The organism is Marinobacter sp. P4B1 (assembly GCF_001447135.1).
Classification (GTDB): Bacteria; Pseudomonadota; Gammaproteobacteria; order Pseudomonadales; family Oleiphilaceae; genus Marinobacter; species Marinobacter vinifirmus.
The window spans coordinates 280,913-305,107 of the sequence record NZ_LLXM01000011.1 but is presented as its reverse complement, the minus strand read 5'-3'; the positions used below and the strand labels follow the sequence as shown (position 1 = coordinate 305,107).

At 57.1% G+C, this 24,195-nt stretch carries 19 protein-coding genes; 8 read left to right on the top strand and 11 right to left on the bottom strand.

Annotation, left to right across the window (positions count from 1 at the left end; genetic code table 11):
* Positions 1-63: 63 nt before the first annotated feature.
* The 6 genes from gspD to AQ621_RS09060 form a co-directional block, all read right to left on the bottom strand.
* Positions 64-2,019 carry a type II secretion system secretin GspD gene (gene gspD / locus AQ621_RS09085; protein ID WP_058341201.1) on the bottom strand — a complete coding sequence of 652 codons (1,956 nt, stop codon included), beginning with the start codon at positions 2,017-2,019 and terminating at the stop codon, positions 64-66.
* 32 nt (positions 2,020-2,051) lie between these two features.
* Positions 2,052-2,906 (bottom strand): type II secretion system protein N, encoded by an 855-nt coding sequence (locus AQ621_RS09080; RefSeq protein ID WP_058341200.1) that lies wholly within the window; start codon positions 2,904-2,906, stop codon positions 2,052-2,054.
* A gap of 1 nt (position 2,907) precedes the next feature.
* Complete coding sequence (gene gspN / locus AQ621_RS09075; protein ID WP_058341199.1) at positions 2,908-3,699, bottom strand: type II secretion system protein N; 792 nt, start codon at positions 3,697-3,699, stop codon at positions 2,908-2,910.
* 167 nt (positions 3,700-3,866) lie between these two features.
* Positions 3,867-5,519 (bottom strand): chaperonin GroEL, encoded by a 1,653-nt coding sequence (gene groL, locus AQ621_RS09070; protein WP_058341198.1) that lies wholly within the window; start codon positions 5,517-5,519, stop codon positions 3,867-3,869.
* Positions 5,520-5,595: 76 nt separating this feature from the next.
* Positions 5,596-5,883 (bottom strand): co-chaperone GroES, encoded by a 288-nt coding sequence (gene groES / locus AQ621_RS09065; protein ID WP_022989343.1) that lies wholly within the window; start codon positions 5,881-5,883, stop codon positions 5,596-5,598.
* A gap of 197 nt (positions 5,884-6,080) precedes the next feature.
* Positions 6,081-6,551, bottom strand: a complete 471-nt coding sequence (locus tag AQ621_RS09060; RefSeq protein WP_058341242.1) for an FxsA family protein — start codon at positions 6,549-6,551, stop codon at positions 6,081-6,083.
* Between the two features lie 70 nt (positions 6,552-6,621).
* Here AQ621_RS09060 and AQ621_RS09055 point away from each other — a divergent pair, with 70 nt between their 5' ends.
* Entirely contained in the window at positions 6,622-7,383 is a 762-nt protein-coding gene (locus tag AQ621_RS09055) for an SDR family oxidoreductase (protein ID WP_058341197.1), read from the top strand.
* Between the two features lie 23 nt (positions 7,384-7,406).
* Positions 7,407-7,730: an MGMT family protein gene (locus AQ621_RS09050; RefSeq protein ID WP_058341196.1), complete on the top strand. Its 324-nt coding sequence runs from the start codon at positions 7,407-7,409 to the stop codon at positions 7,728-7,730.
* A gap of 42 nt (positions 7,731-7,772) precedes the next feature.
* Here AQ621_RS09050 and AQ621_RS09045 read toward each other — a convergent pair whose 3' ends face one another.
* Positions 7,773-9,287: a fumarate hydratase gene (locus tag AQ621_RS09045; RefSeq protein ID WP_058341195.1), complete on the bottom strand. Its 1,515-nt coding sequence runs from the start codon at positions 9,285-9,287 to the stop codon at positions 7,773-7,775.
* 486 nt (positions 9,288-9,773) lie between these two features.
* Between AQ621_RS09045 and AQ621_RS09040 the strand changes: the two genes are divergently transcribed.
* On the top strand, positions 9,774-12,686 hold the full coding sequence (locus AQ621_RS09040; RefSeq protein ID WP_058341194.1) for a hypothetical protein: 2,913 nt from the start codon (positions 9,774-9,776) through the stop codon (positions 12,684-12,686).
* Positions 12,687-12,793: 107 nt separating this feature from the next.
* Here the strand turns inward: AQ621_RS09040 and AQ621_RS09035 are convergent, their stop codons facing one another.
* Complete coding sequence (locus tag AQ621_RS09035) at positions 12,794-15,436, bottom strand: penicillin acylase family protein (protein ID WP_058341193.1); 2,643 nt, start codon at positions 15,434-15,436, stop codon at positions 12,794-12,796.
* Between the two features lie 114 nt (positions 15,437-15,550).
* Positions 15,551-16,615, bottom strand: coding sequence for a CaiB/BaiF CoA transferase family protein (locus tag AQ621_RS09030; protein ID WP_058341192.1), 1,065 nt, complete (start codon positions 16,613-16,615; stop codon positions 15,551-15,553).
* Positions 16,616-16,804: 189 nt separating this feature from the next.
* On the opposite strand from AQ621_RS09030, the gene AQ621_RS09025 reads away from it, so the two are divergent.
* Entirely contained in the window at positions 16,805-17,824 is a 1,020-nt protein-coding gene (locus tag AQ621_RS09025) for an AraC family transcriptional regulator (RefSeq protein ID WP_058341191.1), read from the top strand.
* 7 nt (positions 17,825-17,831) lie between these two features.
* Here AQ621_RS09025 and AQ621_RS09020 read toward each other — a convergent pair whose 3' ends face one another.
* Together AQ621_RS09020 and AQ621_RS09015 are read right to left on the bottom strand one after the other, a co-directional pair.
* Entirely contained in the window at positions 17,832-18,713 is an 882-nt protein-coding gene (locus AQ621_RS09020; protein ID WP_058341190.1) for a tetratricopeptide repeat protein, read from the bottom strand.
* A 4-nt stretch (positions 18,714-18,717) separates the two neighbouring features.
* Positions 18,718-20,115, bottom strand: coding sequence for a DNA recombination protein RmuC (locus tag AQ621_RS09015; protein WP_058341189.1), 1,398 nt, complete (start codon positions 20,113-20,115; stop codon positions 18,718-18,720).
* Between the two features lie 248 nt (positions 20,116-20,363).
* Between AQ621_RS09015 and AQ621_RS09010 the strand changes: the two genes are divergently transcribed.
* The 4 genes from AQ621_RS09010 to AQ621_RS08995 all read left to right on the top strand — a co-directional run bounded on the left by AQ621_RS09010 (position 20,364) and on the right by AQ621_RS08995 (position 24,144).
* Positions 20,364-20,750, top strand: a complete 387-nt coding sequence (locus AQ621_RS09010) for a hypothetical protein (RefSeq protein ID WP_058341188.1) — start codon at positions 20,364-20,366, stop codon at positions 20,748-20,750.
* A gap of 124 nt (positions 20,751-20,874) precedes the next feature.
* A complete protein-coding gene (locus tag AQ621_RS09005) occupies positions 20,875-21,678 on the top strand; it encodes an ATP-dependent zinc protease family protein (RefSeq protein ID WP_022989355.1) in 804 nt (267 codons plus the stop codon).
* Positions 21,675-23,192 carry an inactive transglutaminase family protein gene (locus AQ621_RS09000; protein ID WP_058341187.1) on the top strand — a complete coding sequence of 506 codons (1,518 nt, stop codon included), beginning with the start codon at positions 21,675-21,677 and terminating at the stop codon, positions 23,190-23,192. Before AQ621_RS09005 ends, AQ621_RS09000 begins: the two co-directional genes overlap by 4 nt.
* Position 23,193: 1 nt before the next feature.
* Positions 23,194-24,144, top strand: coding sequence for an alpha-L-glutamate ligase-like protein (locus AQ621_RS08995; RefSeq protein WP_036219643.1), 951 nt, complete (start codon positions 23,194-23,196; stop codon positions 24,142-24,144).
* Positions 24,145-24,195: the final 51 nt, after the last annotated feature.

Genomic DNA, 24,195 nt, shown 5'->3' with positions numbered 1-24,195 from the left:
CCGGCAGAAATAAAAAGGCCAGACTCCTGAAAGGGAGCCTGGCCTTTTTCGATTCGGCGTCTGTTACTGACGACGGCCTTCAAACAGCATGTCGACCGACGGCTGCTGGTCCGGGGCTGGCAAGCCAAGCTTCTCACGCACGCTCAGGTCCACATCCCACAGGCGATTGAACTTGTCGGTGGTTGCCGCCACGCTCTCGTCTTTGCCCAGCATGATGGTCGGGCGCAGGAACACCAGCAGGTTACGCTTCACGCGGGTTTCGGATTCCGAGGAGAACAAACGGCCCAGCAGCGGGATATCTCCCAGCAGCGGCACCTTGCTTTTGCTCACCTGGTAGTCGTCTTTGATCAGACCGCCCAGCACCACGGTTTCGCCGTCATCGGCCAGCACCGTGGTTTTGATTTCCCGCTTGTTGGTGATCAGGTCAGAGGCACCGGCCACGTTGGTGGTAGAGATATCCTCGGTGGTCTGCTCAACCACCAGCCGTACCAGGCCATCGGCACTGATGGTTGGCGTCACCTTCAGGGACAGGCCCACATCCCGTCGCTCGATGGTAGTGAACGGGTTGGTGGTACCGTCCCCGGTTACCGTGGACTCACCGGTCCGGAACGGAACGTTCTGGCCCACGATGATTTCGGATTCCTGGTTATCCAGGGTAATGATGCTCGGCGTCGACAACAGGTTGGCGGCCGAGGAAGACGACAGCGCCTGAATCAACACGCCCCAGGTAATACCGTTTTCGTCACGCTCGCCGGCACCGATGGTAATACCGCCGCCAAGCTGGGGAATCATATCGCCCACCAGCGCACCGATGACCGAGTTCAGGCCCACCATACCTTCACCGCTGGTCAGGTTGGTGCCGATTGCCGGTACCGAGCCAACAGATTCATCACCGGCCGCAAGCTGAACGCCCAACTGGTCGCCCAGCTCGTCACTGATTTCAACGATGGCGGCCTCAATCATCACCTGGGCACGACGCACATCCAGGGCAGCCACGATCTGCTCCGCCTCCTGCATGAGAGAAGGCTCACCGCGCACCACCAGTGCGTTCAGACCTTCGTCAGCAAACACGGAAAACGAGGAAGACTGGCGGCTACCAGACCCACCACCGGCAGCACCGCTGGCACCGGGCGCTTCACGGGCGACTTCACCCATCACACCTTTGAGAATCTCGGTCAGTACCTTGGCATCGGCATGGCGAAGGCGGATTACATTGGTGGTACCGCCGGTAGCCGAGGGCTGGTCCAGCTGGCGGATCAGGCCACGCATCTTGTCGCGAAAGGTCTGGTCGCCGCGAAGAATCAGGCGGTTACTGCGCTCATCGGCCGTCACGTTATACTTGCGCGCCACGTTATCGCCACCGGAGCGGCCCAGCTCATCCGGGGCCAGTTCCTGCAGCAGCTTAACCATGTCACCGACCCAGGCTTCTTTAAGCTGGATAACTTCGACTTCGTATTTCGACGGGCTGTCCAGTTCACGCACAATCTGCTCAATGCGCTGAATGTTGGAGGAATGGTCGCTGACAATCAGGGCATTGGCTGCCGCCACACCGGCCAGGTGGCCATACTTTGCCACCAGCGGGCGCAGGATGGGCACCAGCTCCAGGGCGTTGGCGTTGTCGATCTGGATTACCCGGGTGATCAGCTGTTCCGAAGGGGTAACAGGGAAGCGATCCAGAATCTCGGCAGACTGCTTGGCATCTACCTGCTGAACAATCTTCACCACTTCCTCACCGGGTATGGCGGTGAAACCGTGAACGTTCAGCACGGCCAGGAACAGGTCGTAGATTTCGTCTTTGTTCATGGGGGCGCTGGACAACACCGTTACCTTGCCCTTTACCCGGGGGTCCACCACAAAACTGTAGCCGGTTATATCGGCCACCTGGGTGACAAAGGCCCGGATATCGGCATCCTTGAGGTTAAGCCGCCAGGTTTCCTCCTGGGCCTGAACCACCGACATCACCGGCAGCAGGATTACAAACAGAAGGGTCCGGAGAAGATTGGTTTTGTGGTTATACATCTGGCGATATCATCCTGTTGTAAATTACCCGTTCAGCGCCACTGTTCGGGTATGGCATAACTGACGGTGAGTATGGATCCGTCACGCTCTATTTCTATATCCAGCTGGCTCTGGTTCCGCCAGTCATCCAGCAACGCCTTGTCCTGTTCTACATCACCCAGGCGCTGGCCGTTAATGGCTGTAATGACATCCCCCGGGCGCAGATTGACCGCATTCAGCATCGGGTTGGAACCATCATACACATAACCCGACTGCCCGGACTCGTCTGCCGGGCTCAAACCGTAGGCTGCCAGCGCTGCCGCGCCTTCGGAATCCAGCAGGGCCCGGGCATCGGCAAGATAGGAGTCTGGCGATTGTGCCGCCTGTTGCGGCTGTTCCGCAACCATTGCCTCCACTCCGATGTCTTCCTCGAACGCCAGGGATTCGTATCGACCACCCCGGCGCAACAAAATCCTTTGAGGCTCTACTTCCGCTAACTCGGCGTTGCCCGGTAGCGTATCCCCTACCCGATAATACTCGGTTTCGCCGTTACTGCCGGCGACAATAGCTCCGGACTCTTCCGGCACAGGGCCAATCAGCACACCTTCAAGTTTCAACCGAAGGCCGGTCTCGGGTGCCGAGCGACGTACAACATCCGCCACGCCAGCCTGCCCTTCCGGCCGCCCGAAAAATTCGTACCCGGCCACCGAAGCCAGCTCACCACCGGCCGACCCTGACGCAGGTCCACCGGCCTGGCCGTAAATCTCCGGAACCGGCCGGTCGTTCCAGGCGAACAACCAGGTGATCTTCGCCAGTTCAACACCAAGAACCACGACCAACACCACCAGCAACAGATTGGCGACCAGCCGCGCCATGCGCTCCTGAACCTGTACCGACAAACCTGCCACCTCAGAACCCTCCAGGCAGCAGCGGCTGCCTGACCCGGAAGACTACATCATCCGGGCTTGCGGAATCCGGCCAGGGTTGTCCTGCCAGGTCCACCATGCGTTTGTACACGCGAATCCCCATCATGCCATCGCGGCCTATGCTGGCATCGGCTGCCGGGCCACTGGCACCCTGCTCGGCGATGGTCAGGGCGACTCCGTCTGCCACGGTGTCCAAGTTGGCCTGCATGGGCGGGAACCGTGCCTGGCCGGTGTCGTTACCCATGGGCCAGGTGACCAGCCCTCCGGGCCAGCGCCCTGAACCTTCCGCCTGCTGCAAACGGTTATCGGCCCAGGCTACCTGAAAATGATCAACCGATACCTGCCCTTCTATCATCGCACCACCGCTCTGGCGAATCAGGTCCCTGAATTCGGCCACGGTAACGGCACCCTTGCCGCTTACTTCAAAATTAGCGGGCCAGCCCAAGCTGGCAAGGCCTTCAATGCGGGATTGTGACGAAGACACTGAAAATTCGACAGGCAATGCCAGTTCCGTGACCGAAGGCCAACTTAACTGCCAGTGCACCCTTGCCGGGAAGCCTCCGAGGTTCAATCCGGCGGCGCCATTCCAGAGCTGCCCGGAAACCTGCTGCACCTGAATCTGGGGAGGTAACTGGATATGCCCGGAAGCCTTGTGCCAAAGCCATCCGGCGGGCACCCAGAACACCAGCGTTACCCCATAAACCACAAGGCCGAGCAGCAGCAGAAGAATAAACTTGCCGGGGCCAAGGAAGGATTTTTTCGGGGATTCGCTCATTGCATCCTGCACATTTAAAAACCGGTAGCCGAGTCTATCAAAGCCACCCTGCAAGTTCATGACAAAAAAACGAAAAACCCCGCGCCAGTGTGAACCAGCGCGGGGTTTCTCAGGGGTAGATCGGGCCAAGCCTCAAAAACTGAGACCTGGTCGGGACCTGGCCGGCATCACATCATGCCGCCCATGCCTCCCATTCCGCCCATACCACCCATGTCCGGCATGCCGCCGCCGGCTTTCTCGTCTTCCGGCTCGTCTGCAACCATCGCCTCGGTGGTGATGATCAGAGACGCAACAGAAGCCGCAGCCTGCAGTGCAGAGCGGGTTACCTTGGCAGGATCCAGGATACCCATCTCCAGCATGTCGCCGTACTCTTCAGTGGCCGCGTTGTAACCGTAGGCGCCCTGGCCTTCTTTTACCTTGGCCACAACAACTGAGGACTCACCACCGGCGTTGAATACGATCTGACGCAGCGGAGCTTCCATGGCACGACGCAGGATGTTAACACCGGCCTTCTGCTCTTCGTTGATAGCATCAACCTTGTCCAGCGCAGCGATAGCGCGAATCAGGGTTACACCACCACCGGCTACGATGCCTTCTTCAACGGCAGCGCGGGTAGAATGCAGCGCGTCTTCAACGCGAGCCTTCTTCTCTTTCATTTCCACTTCAGAACCGGCACCGATCTTGATGACGGCAACACCGCCAGCCAGCTTGGCTACGCGCTCTTGCAGTTTCTCTTTGTCGTAGTCAGAAGTGCTGTCTTCGATCTGCTTGCGGATCTGCTCAACGCGGGCCTCGATGTCGCCCTGGGCACCGGCACCGCCGATAATGGTGGTGTTTTCCTTGGTTACGTTGACACGCTTGGCAGTACCCAGGTCATCCAGAGTGGTGTTCTCCAGAGTCAGGCCTACTTCTTCGGAAATCACAGTACCACCGGTCAGGATGGCGATGTCCTGCAGCATTTCCTTACGACGGTCACCAAAGCCAGGCGCCTTGACGGCGTTGACTTTAACGATGCCACGCATGTTGTTCACAACCAGGGTTGCCAGCGCTTCGCCTTCGATGTCTTCAGCGATAATCTGCAGCGGCTTGCCCGCCTTGGCGACAGCTTCCAGCACCGGCAGCAGCTCGCGGATGTTAGAGATCTTCTTGTCTACCAGCAGGATGTACGGGTCATCCAGTTCAGCAGACATGTTGTCCTGGTTGTTGATGAAGTACGGGCTCAGGTAACCACGGTCGAACTGCATACCTTCGACTACGTCCAGCTCGTCTTCCAGGCCACGGCCTTCTTCAACAGTAATAACGCCTTCTTTACCTACACGCTCCATGGCGTCGGCAATGATGCGGCCGATTGTCTCGTCGCCGTTGGCAGAGATAGTACCAACCTGGGCGATGTTGCGGCTGTCGTCGCAAGGAGTTGCCATTTCACGGATGGCCTTTACGGCTTCAGCGGTGGCTTTGTCGATGCCGCGCTTCAGGTCCATCGGGTTCATGCCGGCGGTTACCGCCTTGATACCCTCACTCACAATGGCCTGGGCCAGAACGGTTGCGGTGGTCGTGCCGTCACCGGCGGTTTCGTTGGCCTGGGAAGCAACTTCCTTGACCATCTGGGCGCCCATGTTTTCGAACTTGTCTTTCAGTTCGATTTCCTTGGCTACGGAAACACCGTCTTTGGTTACAGTCGGAGAACCGAACGACTTCTCCAGAACCACGTTACGGCCTTTCGGGCCCAGCGTTACCTTTACGGCGTCTGCCAGAACATTTACACCTGCAACCATGCGTTTGCGGGCGCTATCACCGAACTTAACGTCTTTTGCTGCCATGTCTTCTATTCCTGTTCGTTAAACCGAAGTTGAATCAGATCGGGTTAATGAGCGTTCGTGCTTATCGCGGTTGCGATCACTCAAGCACGCCGTAGATTTCGCTTTCGCTCATAATGAGCAGCTCTTCACCATCAACCTTAACGGTGTTACCGGCATACTGGCCGAAGACCACGGTGTCACCCACCTTGACCGCCAGTGCACGGGTTTCGCCGTTATCCAGAACACGGCCGTTGCCTACTGCAACAACCTCGCCCTGGGAAGGCTTCTCTTTGGCGTTACCCGGCAGCACGATGCCACCCGCAGTTTTCTCTTCTTCTTCCTTACGGCGTACGACAACACGATCGTGGAGCGGACGAATTTTCATTGCTCTGTTTCTCCAATAGTCAGATTAATGTGGCAATGACAATTGCATGTTAAAAATGTCTGGCCGGAACCCCGGACCGGACAAACTGCCCCGGCATCCAAGCCACTGATAGTCAGTAGTTTTCAGCCTGAGACGAATCTGTGGTGAGTTAATGGGGTTGCCGGAAACGTTTTCAACACCCCTGAACGAAAAATTTTTCACTTTTTTTCGAGGCGATCGCGGTCTGTCCGGGTCTGATCCTGGTACTCACCCTCGATAATGTCGCCATTGGCGTCCCGGGATTGATAGAAAAAACTCCGGCTGTGAACCTGCCCGGCCACGGTCATCCGCTTCAGCGCCTGCGCCGCCAGCCAGTGCCGCGTACCCGGCAACAAACACAGAAAACCAAAGGTGTCGGTAATGAAGCCCGGAGTCAGCAACATGGCACCACCCACCGCAAGAATCAGCCCTTCGGCCACTTCCTTCGCCGGCAGTTCACCACTGTTGAGCCGTTCATTCGCCCGCAATAACGTGGCCAGCCCTTGCTGGCGCAACAACCAGGCACCGATTACCGCAGTAAGAAAAACCAGCCCGACGGTGTTCAGCACGCCAATCAAGCTGCCAACCTGAATCAGCACCGCCAGCTCGGCGATAGGCATAACGATGAAAAGAAAAAAGAAAACGGGCAAAATGCCTCCCATAAAAACGACGCAGACACACAGAACGTAGAACCACTTCTGACTTTAATTAGGGCAAACCATGAAACTTCAAGACTCGGTAATTGCAATCACCGGCGGTGGCCAGGGCCTCGGCCGCGCCATGGCGGAATACCTGGCAGCCAAGGGCGCCAGGATCGCCCTCATCGACCTGATGGAAGACAAACTGGCAGAGGCTGCCGAAGCCTGCAAAAAAGCCGGTGGCGATACCAAAACCTACGTCTGCAACGTAGCCAAAGAAGATGATGTAGAGGCTACCTTCCAGGCCATCATCAACGACTTCGGCCACCTGAATGGCCTGGTGAACAACGCCGGCATTCTGCGCGACGGCCTGCTGGTGAAGTTCAAAGACGGCAAGCTGGAAAAGCGCATGGAACTGGCACAGTGGCAATCCGTCATCGACGTCAACCTCACCGGCGTGTTCCTGTGTGGCCGTGAAGCCGCCACCCGCATGATCGAAAACGGCGACCAGGGCGCGATCATCAACATCGCCTCCATCTCCCGCGCCGGCAACATGGGCCAGAGCAACTATTCTGCCGCCAAGGCTGGCGTGTCTGCCCTGGTTCCGGTCTGGGCCAAGGAACTCGCCCGCTACGGCATCCGCTGCATGGGCATCGCCCCGGGCTTTATCGAAACGGAAATGACCGCCTCCATGAAGCCGGAAGCCCTGGAGAAAATGACCGCCGGCATTCCGCTCAAGCGCATGGGCAAGCCGGAGGAAATCGCCTCTGCGGTAGCGTTCATTTTCGAGAACGACTACGTGTCCGGCCGTATGATCGAGGTGGACGGCGCCCTGCGCCTGTAACCCGGCCAAACCCGGAGCTCTGAATGAACGAGTCCGAGAAGGAACCGACTAAAGAGCAGAAAATCTGGCAAGTCGTGGCCGCCATTCCGCAAGGAAAGGTGGCCAGCTACGGCCAGGTCGCCGCCATGGCCGGCCTTGGCCGCCAGGCGCGCTTCGTTGGCCGGGCGCTGGGCAAACTGCCCGCCGGCCACAGCATCCCCTGGCACCGGGTTATCCGGAGCAACGGCCAGATCGCTTTTCCTGAAGGCACAGAAACCTGCCAGCTTCAAACCGAGAAGCTGAGACTCGAAGGGGTGGAGGTGCATAAAGGAAGGGTAAAAATGAAAGACTTTCAGTGGCAGCCCTGAGCCGAAAGCCCAGGGCCGCACTGATATTACTGCAGACTCAGATCAAACCGCCTTGGCAGCAATGATCTTGTCGTGCCACTCAACCGGGCCGGTCTGGTGCACGGAGCTGCCGCGGGAATCCACCGCTACGGTGACCGGCATGTCTTCCACTTCAAACTCGTAAATGGCTTCCATACCCAGCTCTTCGAAAGCCACAACCTTGGCACCCTTGATGGCCTTGGACACCAGGTAAGCGGCTCCGCCTACGGCCATCAGGTACACCGCGCCGTGCTTTTTGATCGCGTCGATGGCAACCTGGCCACGCTCGGCTTTACCGATCATGCCGGTCAGGCCGGTTTTCTCCAGCATGGTGTCGGTGAACTTGTCCATACGGGTAGCGGTGGTGGGGCCAGCCGGGCCAACCACTTCTTCGCGAACAGGATCCACCGGGCCCACGTAATAAATGAAGCGACCTTTCAGATCCACCGGCAGCTCTTCGCCGCGCTCGATCATATCCACCATCTTCTTGTGGGCAGCATCACGGCCGGTCAGCATCTTGCCGGACAGCAGAACGGTTTCACCCGGCTGCCAGTCTTTTACATCTTCCGGAGTAACGGTGTCCAGGTTTACGCGGCGTACGTTTTCGCCCACTTCCCAGGTGATTTCCGGCCAGTCGTCCAGGCTCGGCGGAGTCTGCAGGGACGGACCAGTGCCATCCAGCACAAAGTGCGCGTGGCGGGTAGCGGCACAGTTCGGGATGATTGCCACCGGTTTGTTGGCCGCGTGGGTCGGGTAATCTTTTACCTTCACATCCAGCACGGTAGTCAGGCCACCCAGACCCTGGGCGCCGATACCCAGATCGTTTACCTTCTCGAACAGCTCAAGGCGCAGCTCTTCAGCGCGGCTGGAGGCGCCACGGGCCTGCAGATCGTGAATATCGATCGGGTCCAGCAGCGCTTCCTTGGCCAGTTCCATCGCCTTCTCGGCGGTACCACCAATACCAATACCCAGCATGCCAGGCGGACACCAGCCGGCACCCATCTGCGGAATCATTTTCAGAACCCACTCCACAACAGAGTCAGACGGGTTCAGCATGGCAAACTTGGACTTGGCTTCAGAACCGCCGCCCTTGGCTGCCACGTGGATTTCCACCGTGTTACCCGGCACCATCTTGTAGTGAATGATGGCGGGGGTGTTGTCTTTGGTGTTCTGGCGCTTGCCGTCCGGGTCTGCCAGCACAGAGGCCCGCAGCACGTTGTCCGGATGGGTATAAGCGCGGCGAACGCCTTCGTTGATCACATCGTCCAGCGCCATGTCGCACTCGAACTTCACATCCATACCGATGTTCACGAACACGGTAACAATGCCGGTGTCCTGGCAAATCGGGCGATGGCCCTGGGCGCACATACGGGAGTTAATCAGAATCTGGGCCATGGCATCCTTGGCCGCCTGGGACTCTTCCCGCTGGTAGGCCTCGTACACGGCCTGGATGAAATCCTTCGGGTGGTAGTAGGAAATAAACTGCAGCGCATCGGCTACGCTTTCGATCAGGTCGTCCTGGCGGATTACGGTGGTCATAGTCGCCTCATCAGCTTTCTGATTATGGGAATGGTGCGGAACTGCCAAGGCAGCCCCTGCCTTTAAATAAGGAAGCGAGAGTTTACCAGAAATTCCCGCCGGCGCGTGATGCGACGGAAGGCGAACGGCGCTATTACCTGAAACGGCAAAATCTATGGCCCGTTCCGTTCATATTCGCAACAAATTGTTAAAAGCGGCGTTTCTGTGCACCCGGCCACTCGACAAACCCCTCACAGCCCACTATTTTTCAGGAAGGCCACTCCAACCGTGCGAGGAGGGATTCCAGAAGCAGAATCACACTTTTGGCTGATCAACACTTGCCACTCTGTCGCTATAGTCAAAGCTACAGAAATTGGCTAAACGTGCTGGCTACAATTTCGGACAACCAAACAGACAAGCAGAACAGGCAAAAGAGCGGAATTCAGGGGCCGACCGGTTCCGTCTAAGCCGGATATAACGAAACAACAACAGGAAAAGGTTCCACCCATGTTCAAGAAAACTCTAATAAGTCTTGCCGTGGCTTCTTCCCTTGGGTTGACTGGCTGTTTTGACAGCGGCAGCGACACCAAAAACGCTAACCCTGACCCGAAGTACACTGATCCTGCGATTGATGGAAAGACCTGGCCGATTTTTAATCCGGCTACCAGTCAGCTGCCGCTGCCGAATGACCTGATTTTCCGCTCAGACGACAAAGATACCTCGATCAATGAGGCTGATGGATCCTTCCAAGTAGCTATCTCTGATCCAGCCGTTACTCCAGCCTTGAACCAGTTAAGCGGCGCTTCCTCAATTGCCCCCGCCGTAGTTCAGTTCCGCGGAACAATTGACGAGGATTCCGTCGATTCACGAGCCTTTATTCTGGCTGACGAAGCTGACCCAACAAGCGTCATGCCGAACCCAAATCAGAATGTATTCTTGATTGAATTAGAGTACGCAAGCGGAGATCCAGTACGGGGACTTAGTGCCGGTGAAGCGCCAACCATTCCACTCGCGATCACTGCGCAAGTTGCAGCCGGTGGCGCCCCCCAAGATCTAAGTGGCCGAGGACAAGCTGAAGCAGCCGCCTACCTCTATGGTTTAACCCAGGCACCGGAATATGTAGCGGAAGTTGTTACTCTGGACGGTGAGTCCGCCGTACGAATCAACCCCACAAAACCATTAAATCCGTTCAAGCGCTATCTTGTTGTAGTCACTAATGGCGTGTTAGATGTCAACGGTGATCCGATTATTCAAGATCCCGTATATGGCAACATTACGGCTTCCGGAACAGAAGATAACCCCAACGCTGGCTTGCTTTCATCCGCTCTTGCGCCCGTTAGACAATTGGTTAATGGTTTCTGGGAACCAGTGGCGCTGAGCTACGCAGGAAATCTGGGTGTTCCGGTTGACGAAGAAGATATTGCTGTTTCCTACAGCTTTACAACTTCAAATGATCAACGTGTTCTGCAGTACATTGCAGATCCGAAAACGTTCTTTAAAGAAACTATACTCGGCTCAATCAGATTTGATGCAGTACAAGCTGCTCGGAAAGACGGCGAAACAGACTTCTTTGCCTTGTTTGGCAAAGGCTCCGCTGCGGTAGCTGCAGCAGAACCAACCGCCAATGGCCAAGCGGAGGCATTGGTGGGCGCATTTACTGTCGGTGGCCTACTTCCAACACCCACAGACCTCAGCTCTACAGCAAAGTTTGATGATCCGCAGGATGTGACTCAGGTATCGGCAATCGCGAGCCAGTTTGTCGATTTCGGTGACGTTAATATTGTTCAGGGTACCATCGACCTTCCCTACTATCTCGGGGTTCCAACCGGATCGTCGGATGCCGAAGGTTCCGTAATTAACACTCAAAGCTGGAAAGCCAATGCAGCCTTGGCGGCTGTCGCTGGCGATCAGCTTGGCGTTGAACTTGCACAATCAGACACATCGGTTAGTGATGTCGTAAACTACCGATTCCCATTCCCGGCCAAGACGCAAGATGTCACCGTTCCCATCATGGTTCTCTACCCAGCAGGTTACGATGGCAGCGAGAAGCTTGAGACAGTCATGTACATGCATGGCATTACCACCGACCGGAGTACTGCACTAACATTTGGGAGTGCTCTAGCCCATAACTCCCAAGTGGCAGTCGTTGTTATTGATCAGCCAGTTCATGGCGTAACTCCATTCACTGAGGAAGCTCAGGCCGGCTTAGCAACTCAATTGCTTGCATCCGGTCAAGCTAACGGTTTACCAGAGATCTTGGCTCCTAACGACACCAACGTTCAGGCCGTTATCAACGGACAGATTGCCGTTGGGTTCCTGACCCAAACTCTGATCACTTTCGACCAAACCGCGGAGGCTGCTGCAGCTGCTGCCCCGGGTGCCGTTGACGCCATAGCCGGAGGCCTAAGTTCTGCTGTCGTGCTTGGCGTAACCGATCCAGTCCAAGCCGCACGACTGGATGCGGCTGTTCGCGCTCTCCGTTCTTTCGAAAACACTGTTGCGAACGCAGGCTCTACCGTTCCTGGCATTGCCATAACCGAGCACGAAAGGCACTTTGGTTTCACTGCCAATGCTGCGAACCAGCCGACCGAAATGACGGCAACCTCCGGAGACTCCGGCAGTCTGTTCATTAATTTGACGAACTTTACCAATACCCGAGACAAGATCCGCCAAGGTGTTGTAGACCTCTTAAACGTGCGCGCCTCGCTGGCAGGGCTAGATATTAACGATGATGAAACGCCCGACCTAGACGCTAACAGCGTTTACTTCGCAGGCCACTCTCTGGGAACCATTGTTGGTGCGCCTTTCGTTGCAGTAGCCAACGAAACAGCGGCACCTGAGGATGACATTGCGGCAGCTCAACTGCTAACTCCAGGAGCTGGCGTTGTTCGAATGCTTGAGAACTCCCCGACCTTTGCACCGCGAATTCTGGGGGGCCTCCAGCAAGCCGCAGGCCTTGAGCAAGGCGACTCCAAACTGGAGACGTTCCTTAACGTATTCCAGGCCGCCATTGACTCGACGGATCCGATTAACTTCACTGCCAGTCTGAATGCATCTGCTACTCCAGTGCTCCTATCACAAGTGAACGGTGACAACGTTATACCAAACGATGCACTGGCAGCTCCTTTCGGTAATGCATTCGATGCTTACCTGTCAGGAACTGAACCTCTTGCCCGACTGTTAAACGCCAGCAGTGTCACAACTGCCGGCACCCCCGTTAACCTTCCTGCGATAACTCGCTACACCGAAGGCAGCCACAGCACCCCCGTGCTGCCGCAGGGCGGTCCTCTCGACGCACTCGCGTTTACAGAGATGGTAAGCCAGACGGTGAGCATCATCGAAGAACTGGGAGGGGCGGGAACCGTTGTTCCCAACATTCTCGGTAACGCGAATTACGTGGACATTGTCCAACAGGACTGATCATCGAACCAAAATAAAAGAGGCGGCCTTTTAGGCCGCCTCTTTTATTTTATCTGACCCAAATAGGAGGACAGGTGCCCGATACTGTCATACCCACCCTTCCCGTTTTACTCGATCATAATCTGTATTACCCCGTTGGGGATTAGATTAGCCTCAATCTCACGATCATTGAAATACAGCTTCCGATAATCCTTCTCTGAATACCGCAACCCCTGATCATTGAAGTAAGGGGACACCTCATCACTCGACTGAGAGTAGCTCACCAGTCCATAGGCCTGAGGGCCCTCGTCTGTGAACTCCAGTCCAAAATGCCAACTGGTACCCCTAGCCATCAACCACCCTTCGCCTGGCTGATCGGACAGCCCCGCCGTGTTATCAATGGTCGAAGGCGCAATCCTTGGAAACACCGTGTCTTCGGCAACCGGCGAGGCCACTACACCAATCGCATTAAAGGCGCCATCGATAGTCCCGTCACCACCATGCCAAGGAAACGACTGAAGCTGCTCAACTGGAGTACCACTAGGCGGCACACCGCCGCTCGGCTGATAGTATTGCACCTCTCCCAGCGCCACATCGTAGGCAATTCCGACAGAATCCAGTGCTTCAAGCCCGTCTGCAAGTGCAATCAACATTGCGTCATTCGCAGTACCTTTGGCGGCTTCTGACGGTGAGGCGGGCGTTGCAACAGGGGCGCTCGGATCAAACGGAACGGTCAAGTCCGCCCCAAAACTATCCCGGTAGTTAGCAATAAATACCCGGAACACATGGGCACCAACGCTATCCACATCATAAACGCCGTTCCAGCCTTGCAAGACGTCACAGGCCTCGCCCACAGTTCTGGAGCCACCGCCCGAGAGATTCACGGGGTCGCTACCAATCAACGTACAACGGTCCCGCAATTCGGGCAGGAACTCCTCTGCGTACCAGGTACGGTTGTTGTAAATCACACTGATCAGATCGATCGCCCCAAATTTGCCGTCCTGCCCAGCCGGCGTGCCGTCCGAAAATCCCGGATCAGAAGGATTCTGCAACATTTTGATACCGATACGGGTTCTTGGATTCAGAGGCGTTTCTTCAGAGCCGAACAGAGGAGAAAACCCAGTCAGGAAAGCATCCGGGTTAGTTGCCCAGTAACTGTCATTGGAGTTTTGCACCCAATCAGTACGAAGTAACTGAGGCCGTTTGTCATAGGGCACCAAACCACTACACTCACCCTCCACCCAATCATCGCGGGATTTGCTCCCGTCCAGCAAAGTCAGGCCAGCATTAAACAACTGGTTGTACGCAGGGCTGACCTTTCGCTTAAAATCTACAACAGCCAGCGCGGCATCCGACAGGTGCGGCACCGAACTGCTGTCAATGTAGTAGGCGTTGCCCTGATCGTCCGTGTAGGTGGTATTCGTCCAGAAGGTGGTCCCGCAATTCTGGAACACTTGTTGAAACTCAGCCAAAGTACTGGCCCGGCTCATTTGCAGCCAGGTATCCAAGAGCCTCTGAGTAGAGGCATTCGCATCCCGGTAGGTGTACGCGGTACCCGTTGCCCCCCAGGCGGGGAGACCGCCACTGGTCACCGCATCAGCGGCCAGCATGGGGCCATACTCTGAGAAATAAAACGTTTTCTCGAGGATAGTTGGTGTTGGGGAGCCGTTGTTAACCTCGATTCTGTATGTTTCTGAAGTTATGGGCCGCTCCTGACCATCCTTTAGGTAAGTGAAGTTGTCGCCGTCTTTGAGCTGCAGTTCATACAGCGTAAAACGACGACTGGTGGTTACCGTATGGGACCATGCCAGATTCTCGTTAAAGTTAATCAGAGGTATGGCGGTACCCAGAAGCCCTGCCCCATTGGCATTCAAATATCCAGGCACTGTCATCTGAACCTGATAGAGCCTACGGTGTCCCGTATAAGGAAAGTGCGGGTTTGCCAGCAAGGCACCCTTACCTTGTTCGGTCAGATCCCGACCTATGCCCCAGGCATTACTACCGAGTCCGAAATCCTGATAATCGATTTGACTAGCCGCATTGGAAGCCGCGTTGGCAACCAGTTTCCGAAGCATTTCATCCGAAGATTTATCCCGTGAGACCGCATCCATAACCGGTGATGGGAAAGGTGATTCGCCGGCCGGCACAGCCAGGAATACTGCCCCCGTGGCAAACAACGCGCCACTGGCGTATTGACCGACGATCCGGTAGTGAGCAAACAGATCAACAGGTGTGATCTCTTTTACCCAAGGTTGATTCCGGCACTCCGGAGGTAAATCTGCCGACTCTGTTTCTTTCACATACTTATTGTAGCCAGCGGTAAATCCCTCGATGAGGGCTCTGGTCTCACTACTGAGGCTCGGATATTCAGCTTCGGCCCCACTCAGAATTTTCTGGGCCTTGAAACTGAAATCGTTGATGATGTTAATATCTCCGGGCCCTGGCCCAAAGTACTTTGCCCTTTCGCTCCTGGCCTTGACGATTGCCTCCGCCAGCAAACACACATTGTCCTGAGTTTGGGCATATCCCGCGCCAAAGGCTGCCGATGCAAGGTTGTCGGCCTTTACATGAGGTACACCATTGGTGGTTCTGCGAATGGTGGCATTGAACTTGCCGTCTGCGGGGAAGAGCGTTTCGTCGACACTCGAGCCCGAACCCGATGAGCTGCCATCAAAACAACCGACCAACATGATGCTGGAGGCAAGTACTACTCCAGCAGTTTTCAAGACGCCCGGATGGGCGTGTCGAGAACGATCGCTTAGCCATTTCATAATGAGTCGTCCATTGTAATTATTGGTTAGGAGCCAGTGACCTGGCTCACTATCTCAAATTAGCAGACGACGTTAATTTTTCCCGAAAGTAGCGGCGAATCGCCCTCCGTAATTTCAGAGCGAACTGAACCGGATTGGGCACCCCAACTGCCTCTGCCCCAAACCATCCCCCCTGTCTTTCTCAACCACCATCCCCCGCGCCACAATCTGCGGATGCTCCGCCGCCTCCTCAATGGTCAGCACCGGCTCCACACAGGCATCCACCTCTGCAAAAATCTCCCGCCACTCGGCAAACGTTTTCCCGGCAATCTTCTCTTTAATCGCCGCTTTCAGCCTTTGCTGATGCTCCGGGTTCTGGCTCAAGGCAAAGCTCTTCATTTCGCTGATGCCCAGCGTGTCGCACAGCCGTGCCGAGAACTGCGGTTCCAGGCTACCAACAGACAACCAACGGCCATCGCTGGTCTGGTCGTAGTCGTAGAAAGTGCCGCCATTAAGCATGCCACCTTCGGGTTTCTGCTCCACACCGCCAGCCAGTGCCGCAGCGCCGGCCATGGCATTCAAGGCAAAGGCGGCATCGGTCATGCTGATGTCGATGAAGGCGCCCTGCCCGGTTTGCTGGCGCTGGATAACGGCGGCGAGGATGCCCATAACGGCGTGGTGGGAGCCGCCGGCTACGTCGGCAATCTGGATACCCATGGGGGGCGGGCCGCTGTCGGCACGGCCGCAGTGGCTGGCAACACCAGAGATGGCCAGGTAGTTGATATCGTGGCCGGCGCGGTCTTTGTAGGGGCCTGTCTGGCCGTAGCCGGTGATGGCGCAGTAGATGAGCTTCGGGTTGATGGCTTTCAGGGTTTCGTAACCCACGCCCAGGCGATCCATAACGCCGGGGCGAAATTGCTCCACCACAATGTCGTAGTCCTTCACCAGCTCCTTGATCTTCTCCACGCCTTCCGGCTGTTTCAGGTTGAGCTGCAGGGTTTGTTTGCCGCGGCTCAGGTAGGAGAACGTGGTGCTGAACTTGCCATCAAAGGGCGGCATTACCTTGGCCAGGTCTACCCGGTCGGGGGCTTCTACCCTCAGCACTTCGGCGCCCATGTCAGCCAGCATCATGGTGGCGTAGGGGCCGGGCAGCAGGGTGCTGAAATCCAGGACTTTCAGGGTACTCAGTGGGCCGGGCATAGAGGTGCTCCTTCTCGTTGTTATGGGTATAGGGTTACTGTGCATCATGCTGACGGGTTTTGCCGGCGGGGCCAACTGCCGGTTACTTCATTCCTATTGGCAGTTTCTTCCAATAGCCGGCAAATCAGGTGGTTGCATTGTGGCGCCGGCCACTTATGATGAAACACGTTTTTAATTTTGGCTCAGGTTATGTCTACCCTCACGGTTTCCAAACACTTTGTTGAAGCATCCCTGTCCGGCGCACAAAGGCTGGGGCTGGATGTGCACGAGTTGTTGCAGGAAGCCGGTATCTCGCCGGATTTGTTGCGTATCGAGAAAGCGCGAGTCAGCAGTGATCAGTTCAGCACCCTGATGCAGGTAATCTGGAGCCGCACCGGCGATGAGTTTATGGGGCTGGGTTCACGCCGGGCCCGCTCGGGCACCTTTGCCACCATGTGTGCGCTGGTGATCGATTGCCAAACCCTGGAAGAGGTGTATCAGCGGGCATTCCAGTTCTCCCGCCTGTTCGAACCCATGGTGGCCATGGAACTGGAAGTGGGCGAAGAGAGCGCCCGGCTGGTGACACGAATCGAAGGTAAAATCCACGATCCGGACTACTACCTGCGAGAAAGCATTCTGGTGATCTGGCACCGCTTAGGCAGCTGGCTGATCGGCCAGCCGGTGGAACTGGAGAAAGCCGAGTTCAACTACCCGCGGCCGGAGCATGGCGATGAGTACCGCCATATCTTCCACTGCCCGCTGAGCTTTGACTCTGATTGCACCGCCCTCACCTTCAGCAAACGCTTTCTGTCTGCCCCGGTGATTCGGGATAAGCCGGAGATGCGGCAGTTTCTGAAAACGTCTCCTGCGGACCTGCTATCCCGACCAGATGAAAGCAACACCTGGACCGGCCGCATCCGGGGCCTGATTGGTCGGGATTTCTCCAGGCCCATGCCGGATTTCGACTGGATTGCCCAGGAGTTGCACACCAGCCCGCAAACCCTGCGCCGAAGGCTGAAGCAGGAGAATACATCGTTTCAGGAGATCAAGGATTTACTGCGGCGGGATATGGCCATCTACTACCTGAGCCATCAGGAACTGCCCATTAACGATATCGCCGAGCGGGTAGGCTTTACCGAGCCCTCCACCTTCCACCGGGCCTTCAAGAAGTGGACCGGGGTTACCCCGGGCGCCTGGCGGGAAGGCGAGCGGGGCGACCTGGTGCAATAATTCCCGCTCAGGAGCCGGAACGGCCCTGCTGCAGGTTACGAATTAGCCTACCCAGGGTCTGGGCCGCCTCCCGGGCTTTGTCCTGGTTCTGGGTCATCTGGAACAGTCGGGAGCCGTCCCTCGGGTCGTATACCCAGCAGGCCGCAACAGCGGGCTCGCAATCCCAACGCAGCTGAGGGTTTACACCGAACACAGGCAACACGCTGGTTTTGCGCACAAAGCTGTTATCCAGCTCCCGGCGAATCTCCTGGACATTCACGTTGCTGTTATCAATCGTCACCCGGTACTGAATGTCGGCCGGCCGGTCCAGCCGCACCACGGTTTTGTCCCTGCGCCAGCCTGCGGTATCCAGCACGGCATTCAGGTGAATAACCAGCGCTTCCCGGTCAGTTCTGGCCAGGTACAGCTGACGCAGGGTTTTCAGGCTTTCCTGCCCGGCGGGTTCGATCACGGCAACCGGCTCTTCTACCTGCGCAGCGCCTTCGGCCAAAGCGCGTACGTTATCCCGGTTTACCTTCTCGATATCGGTAATCAGCTTCAGGGATTCCTGATAATGCTGGCCCTCGGCCCCCACCTGGCTCACGTAGGTTTCCAGTGCCGCCCGGGCTTCGTTCAGGTGATTAGCCTTGAGCATCGCACGGCCACGGTAATAGTAGTATTCCGCCGGCTTCTCACCTTCCATCGCCTGCAGGCGGTTCAGGAACTCGCCGGCCTCGGCCCAGTTGTCAGCCTGCACGGCGGCTTCGGTGGCCAGCATCAGCCGTCGAATTTCATGCTCGGGCTCCAGGGCAAACGCCTGTCCGGAAAAGGCCGCCAGCGCGGAAGACAGCACCAGGCCGGCCAGCCATGAACGCTTTACCAGCGTTTGCCGCTTGTTCGATACCAACATTCTGCTACTCCTGAGTCTTCTCTGTGCTGTCTTCAGGCTCATCGGGCTCGTAAGGGTCGTCCGCATCTACCTCAGCCTGTTCCGTAATACTTTTGGGCAACTCTTTTTTAACCCGCACGCCCAGCTCCACAAACCGGTTGGCCTGGGAAATCAGGTTACCGCGGCCACGGGTCAGGGTATTCATGGCGTTGTCGTAGGTGCCCTGCGCGGTGTGCAGCTGGCTGCCCAAACGCTCCATAGCTTCCACAAACACCCGCAGTTTGTCGTACACCGCGCTGGCCCTGTCGGCAATGCGCCGGGCATTCTGACTTTGCCGTTCGTACCGCCAGATGTTCTCGATTGTCCGCAGGGTGGCCAGCAAGGTGGTGGGTGTCACCACAATAATCTTTCGCTCGAAGGCTTCCGCGAACAGGTTCTCGTCCTGCTGGAATGCTGCCACAAAAGCCGGCTCAATGGGCATGAACAAAAATACAAAGTCCGGTGAATGCAGGCCATTCAGCTGGCTGTAGTCTTTCTCGCTCAGGGTTCTGATGTGGTTGCGCACGGCTTCTACGTGCTGTTTAAGGGCCTCTTCACGCGCGCTGTCTTCCTCTGCCACCACCCACTGCTGATATGCCACCAGCGAAACCTTGGAATCAATCACCAGGTTGCGCTGGTCTGGCAGGTGCACAATCACGTCCGGACGCAGCAGCTGGCTGTCGTCGTCCCGGTAGCTGCCCTGAGTTTCATACTCTACGCCCTTGCGCAGGCCGGAACGCTCCAGCACCCGCTCCAGAATCAGTTCGCCCCAGTTGCCCTGCACTTTTTTGTCCCCTTTCAGGGCCCGGGTCAGGTTGGCGGCTTCTTCGGTGATCTGGCGGTTCAGCTCCTGCAGGGATTTGATCTCGCTGCGCAGGGCCTGGCGGTCGCGGGTTTCGGTGGTATAAACGTCCTCCACCCGTTTGCGGAAGTCCTGTAACTGGTCGCGGAACGGGTTGAGCAAGGAATCCAGGCTGGTTTTGGACTGCTGGCTGAAGCGCTCAGTTTTCTGGTCGAAAATGCGGTTGGCCAGGTTCTCGAATTCCTGCTTCAGGGCATCCCGGTTGCGTTCCAGCAGTTCCAGCTTTTCATTGGCATTGCGGCGTTCTTTATCCAGGGTTACCTGCTGCTCCCGCAGATCGGCTTTCAGTTCGGTTACCTGGTTACGCCAGCCTTCTATCGCTGCTTCCAGCTTTGCCGACCGCGTTCTCTGCTCTGTCAGCGACTGCTCCAGGTGCTGAACCTGCTGGCTGTGAAGGGCGCCAGTATGCTGCTGCCCGGCCTTAAGCCTGAACAGCGCCCACAGCGTCAGCACCAGCAGAACAGCACAGGCCGCAATCAGCCCCAGAAACCAGCCCGCCATCCACTCGGGGCGTTCAGCCATTGCCCGGATGAGTACGTCTGTCACAAGATTGAACTCCTTGATACGGGAACCATCAAACCCGAGAGTGTACCTGATTGCCACAAGCTTGTTACGGTGGCGGAACCACCACGCAAATCGGGTATCGACTGTTTGGCAATTAAAGGAATTGTATAGATCTCTTGCTGGACGCCCGCCGTAAATTCATCTAAAACGGATTAAAGGTTAATCAAAACCTTTCTCGTGTTGCGCTCACTGGCAAGGACAGGAGCATGTTGAAGGAACTCTGGAGAAAACTGGGAGCAGAATTTCTGCACAGCGATGGCGCCGATGGCCAGCGCGGAGACGGGCTGTATCCCGGCGGTGCAGGCGTGTCTCACGGTGTACGGCTACTACCTCACATTACCCACACCGGCGAGTTCCACCTGGAGCGCCTGACCTCGCTGCTACGTGCGCGCTACGGCAAAAGCTTTGTTGTGCCGGACGACACCGCCGCCAGCGACCACTCGCTCAAGCAGGTGATCAGCTTTGCAGCACGCACCCAGGATCAGGATATCCAGCGGGAATTGCTGCTGTTCTACCTCAACTGTTCGCCGGTGATCCAGGAGTACCTGAGGGCGGAAACCCCGCTCGGGCAGGGTCCGTTTTTTGCCGGCTAAAGCGCCTTAACCATCTGTAAAGTCAACACACAGATGCTTGTAGTATACTTCCCCGCCTGACCGACAACACATCCAGCGCTACCGCTTTATGACCACCGGCGGGCAGCCGTTTCAGGGGATATTCATGGGTTACAGGTTTCCGAAAGCCCGTACACTTACCTTTCTGGCCATTACCGGGCTCGCTGTAGCCTTGGCGGGCTGCTCCACAGACCGCTACCTTATGGTTCCCAAGGATGGGCTTGAAGACGTTCGCGCCACGGTAAAAACCCAGCGCTCCACACTGGTTACCATGGAAGAAAACGCCAACGTTCGGCACAACCAGCTGCTTACCGATAACCGCCAGTCTACCCAGACCATCCTGGATGCCATCGCCACCCAGGTTGAAAAACCCGTGTGCCCGCCGGTTAAAGAAAAAGTATGCCCGCCAATCCCCAAAGACACCGGCCGCGCAGACCGGCTGAAGGGCAAGGTGATTGTGGGCGAGGTGGAAAAATTCTATCTGGCTGACCCGGGCCTGATTTACACCGCCCGTATCGACAGTGGCGCCGAAACCTCCTCTATCCACGCCCAGAACATCAAACGTTTCGAGCGGGATGGCAGCAACTGGGTTCGCTTTGACGTGCCGGTACCAGGCACCGACTACGAACAGTGGGTTACCCTGGAACGGGAAATCTCCCGCCGGGTACGCATCATCCAGTCGGCCGCCGATGAAGCCGAGCGCCGGGTGGTGGTCGAACTGCAGTTTGCCATTGGCGACCACCAGCAAGTGGCGGAGTTCACCCTGGCAGATCGCACCAACCTGACCCACGAAGTGCTGATCGGCCGAAACATACTGAGGGATGTCATGCTGATTGATGTTGGCAAGGAATACGCCACAGAACTGCCGGCCTCCTATCGCGAACAGGCCGAAAGCGGAGGCAATGAATGACCGCCCGCTCACGAGTTCCGTTCTATGTGTTTGTCTTCCTGCTGATTGCGGCCGGGATTTCTATTGCCACCTGGCGCCACCTGGAACTCGGCATTCCCTGGATGACCGGCGAACAGCGCCCGGTATGGATGATTGAAGCCCGGGTGGATTTCGACGCCCTGGGTGACGCCGCCGAGGTCAGCCTGCACATTCCGGAGCAGCCGCCCGGCTTTCGTATTCTGACCGAACAGGCGGCCTCTCCCGGCTACGGCTTCTCCATCCTCGAATCCCCCAGAAGCCGGCGGGCGGAATGGACCAAGCGTGAAGCATCTGGCCCCCAGACCTTGTATTTCAAGGCCCAGTTCGTTCCGGATGAAGATGTTACCGAGCAAACGCCGGTGCGCACGCCCCGGCCCCAGGCGGTATTCTGGGAAGAACCCCAGGCCACCGCGGTTCGTGAACTGCTGGACCAGGCCATGGAACGCTCCAGCAGCCCGGAAAGCATGACCCGGGAACTGATCCGCCTGATGCAGCCAGACACCCGCACCCAGAACACCACCCTGCTGGTCTCTGAAGACAATTACCTGCAGCTGATGGTGCGCATGCTCAACCACGCGGGCATTGCCGCCCGCACCGCCGATGCGCTGAAGCTGGAAGATGCCCGCCGGCGCCAGCAGCTGGTGCCCTTCCTGCAAATCTACAACGGTGAACGCTGGCTGACCTTTGACCCCCGCACCGGCGAGCAAGGCGTGCCGGAAAACCTGCTACTGTGGCGCCAGGGTTCGGAATCCCTGCTGGATGTTCTCGGTGGCGACAACTCCCAGGTCAGCTTCTCCATGCTCCGGCAAACCGTGCCGGCATTGCAGCTGGCCACGCTGGAAGCCAATCAGAACGGGCTGGGCGTACTTAGTTTTTACCAGCTGCCCATCGAAGAACAAAGCATGTTCCGCATGCTGTTGTTGTTACCGCTGGGCGCACTGATTGTCGCGTTCATGCGGATTGTGATCGGCGTCCGCACCTCCGGCACTTTCATGCCCGTGCTGATTGCGGTGGCCTTTGTGCAGACCACCCTGGTGCCCGGCCTGATAGCGTTTCTGTCTGTGGTGGCCATCGGGCTGGTGCTGCGGGGCTACCTGTCGAGCCTGAACCTTTTGCTGGTCTCTCGGATATCCGCGCTGATTATCCTGGTTATCTTTATTACCGCCGGCCTGAGCATCATCGGCTACCAGATGGGCTTCAACACCGGGATGACGGTAACCTTCTTCCCCATGGTGATCATTGCCTGGACCATCGAACGCATGTCCATTCTCTGGGAAGAGGAAGGTGCCCGGGAAGTGCTGGTGCAGGGCTCCGGCAGCCTGTTTGTGGCGATTTGCGCCTATTTGGTCATGAGCCTGCCGCTGGCCGGCCATCTCACGTTCAACTTCCCGGAATTGCACCTGGTGATTCTGGGGCTGATCCTGCTGATGGGCCAGTACACCGGCTACAAGCTCAGCGAACTGCGCCGGTTCACCCCCATGAAGGCCTACGACTGATATGGGCGGCTGGATATCTCCGCGCAGGCTCACCCGGCTTGGCATGCTGAACATGAACCGGCGTAATGTGGATTACATTGCCAGGTATAACGAGCGCTCGTCTTACCCGCTGGTCGACAACAAACTGAAAACCAAGCTCGCTGTCAGCGAATACGGGGTAAAAACCCCGAAACTTCTTCAGGTTGTGCGCCAGCAGCACGAAATTTCCCACTTCCGGGAAATGGCCGAAGACCTGGACGGCTTTGCCATCAAACCCGCCAAGGGGTCCGGGGGCAAAGGCATTACCGTAATCACCGGGCGCGATGGTGACGACTTCGTAAAAGCCTCCGGCGCCCGCATCAGCGTGGCCATGCTGGAGCGACACCTGACCAACATCCTGGCCGGCCTTTACTCGCTGGCCGGTACGCCGGATGTGGCCATTGTCGAAGACCTGGTGCAATCCTCCCCTGCCCTGGCGAAATATTCCTATCAGGGCGTGCCGGATATCCGCATCATCATCTTCCAGGGCTACCCGGTAATGGCCATGCTCCGGCTGGCCACCAAGGCCTCTGACGGTAAGGCCAACCTGCATCAGGGTGCGGTGGGCGTCGGCCTGGACATCGGCAAAGGCCAGAGCCTGAATGCCGTGCAATTCAACCGCCCGATTACCCTGCACCCGGATACCGGCCTGGCCCTGGAAAACATCCGGATTGATGACTGGGAAAACATGCTGGAAATGGCCGCCCGCTGCTATGAAGCGACGGACCTCGGCTACATGGGTGTAGACCTGGTAGTCGATGCCCATCAGGGCCCGCTCCTGCTGGAGCTTAATGCCCGGCCGGGGCTGGCCATCCAGATGGCAAATGGCTGCGGCCTGCTGCCCCGCCTGAAGAATATCGAAGCCCTGAAGCGGCCCCACTTCAGCCCGAGGGAACGGGTGCACTACGCCATGGAGACGTTCGGTAAACTTTGAACGTTTTCTTAAGCCATAAAAAAACCGGGGCCTTTCACAGCCCCGGTTTTT

Coding starts and splice junctions, on each gene's coding strand:
- gspD (WP_058341201.1), bottom strand. CDS start 2,019: ATGTATAACCACAAAACCAATCTTCTCCGGACCCTTCTGTTTGTAATC.
- gspN (WP_058341199.1), bottom strand. CDS start 3,699: ATGAGCGAATCCCCGAAAAAATCCTTCCTTGGCCCCGGCAAGTTTATT.
- groL (WP_058341198.1), bottom strand. CDS start 5,519: ATGGCAGCAAAAGACGTTAAGTTCGGTGATAGCGCCCGCAAACGCATG.
- groES (WP_022989343.1), bottom strand. CDS start 5,883: ATGAAAATTCGTCCGCTCCACGATCGTGTTGTCGTACGCCGTAAGGAA.
- AQ621_RS09055 (WP_058341197.1), top strand. CDS start 6,622: ATGAAACTTCAAGACTCGGTAATTGCAATCACCGGCGGTGGCCAGGGC.
- AQ621_RS09050 (WP_058341196.1), top strand. CDS start 7,407: ATGAACGAGTCCGAGAAGGAACCGACTAAAGAGCAGAAAATCTGGCAA.
- AQ621_RS09045 (WP_058341195.1), bottom strand. CDS start 9,287: ATGACCACCGTAATCCGCCAGGACGACCTGATCGAAAGCGTAGCCGAT.
- AQ621_RS09040 (WP_058341194.1), top strand. CDS start 9,774: ATGTTCAAGAAAACTCTAATAAGTCTTGCCGTGGCTTCTTCCCTTGGG.
- AQ621_RS09035 (WP_058341193.1), bottom strand. CDS start 15,436: ATGAAATGGCTAAGCGATCGTTCTCGACACGCCCATCCGGGCGTCTTG.
- AQ621_RS09030 (WP_058341192.1), bottom strand. CDS start 16,615: ATGCCCGGCCCACTGAGTACCCTGAAAGTCCTGGATTTCAGCACCCTG.
- AQ621_RS09025 (WP_058341191.1), top strand. CDS start 16,805: ATGTCTACCCTCACGGTTTCCAAACACTTTGTTGAAGCATCCCTGTCC.
- AQ621_RS09020 (WP_058341190.1), bottom strand. CDS start 18,713: ATGTTGGTATCGAACAAGCGGCAAACGCTGGTAAAGCGTTCATGGCTG.
- AQ621_RS09015 (WP_058341189.1), bottom strand. CDS start 20,115: ATGGCTGAACGCCCCGAGTGGATGGCGGGCTGGTTTCTGGGGCTGATT.
- AQ621_RS09010 (WP_058341188.1), top strand. CDS start 20,364: ATGTTGAAGGAACTCTGGAGAAAACTGGGAGCAGAATTTCTGCACAGC.
- AQ621_RS09005 (WP_022989355.1), top strand. CDS start 20,875: ATGGGTTACAGGTTTCCGAAAGCCCGTACACTTACCTTTCTGGCCATT.
- AQ621_RS09000 (WP_058341187.1), top strand. CDS start 21,675: ATGACCGCCCGCTCACGAGTTCCGTTCTATGTGTTTGTCTTCCTGCTG.
- AQ621_RS08995 (WP_036219643.1), top strand. CDS start 23,194: ATGGGCGGCTGGATATCTCCGCGCAGGCTCACCCGGCTTGGCATGCTG.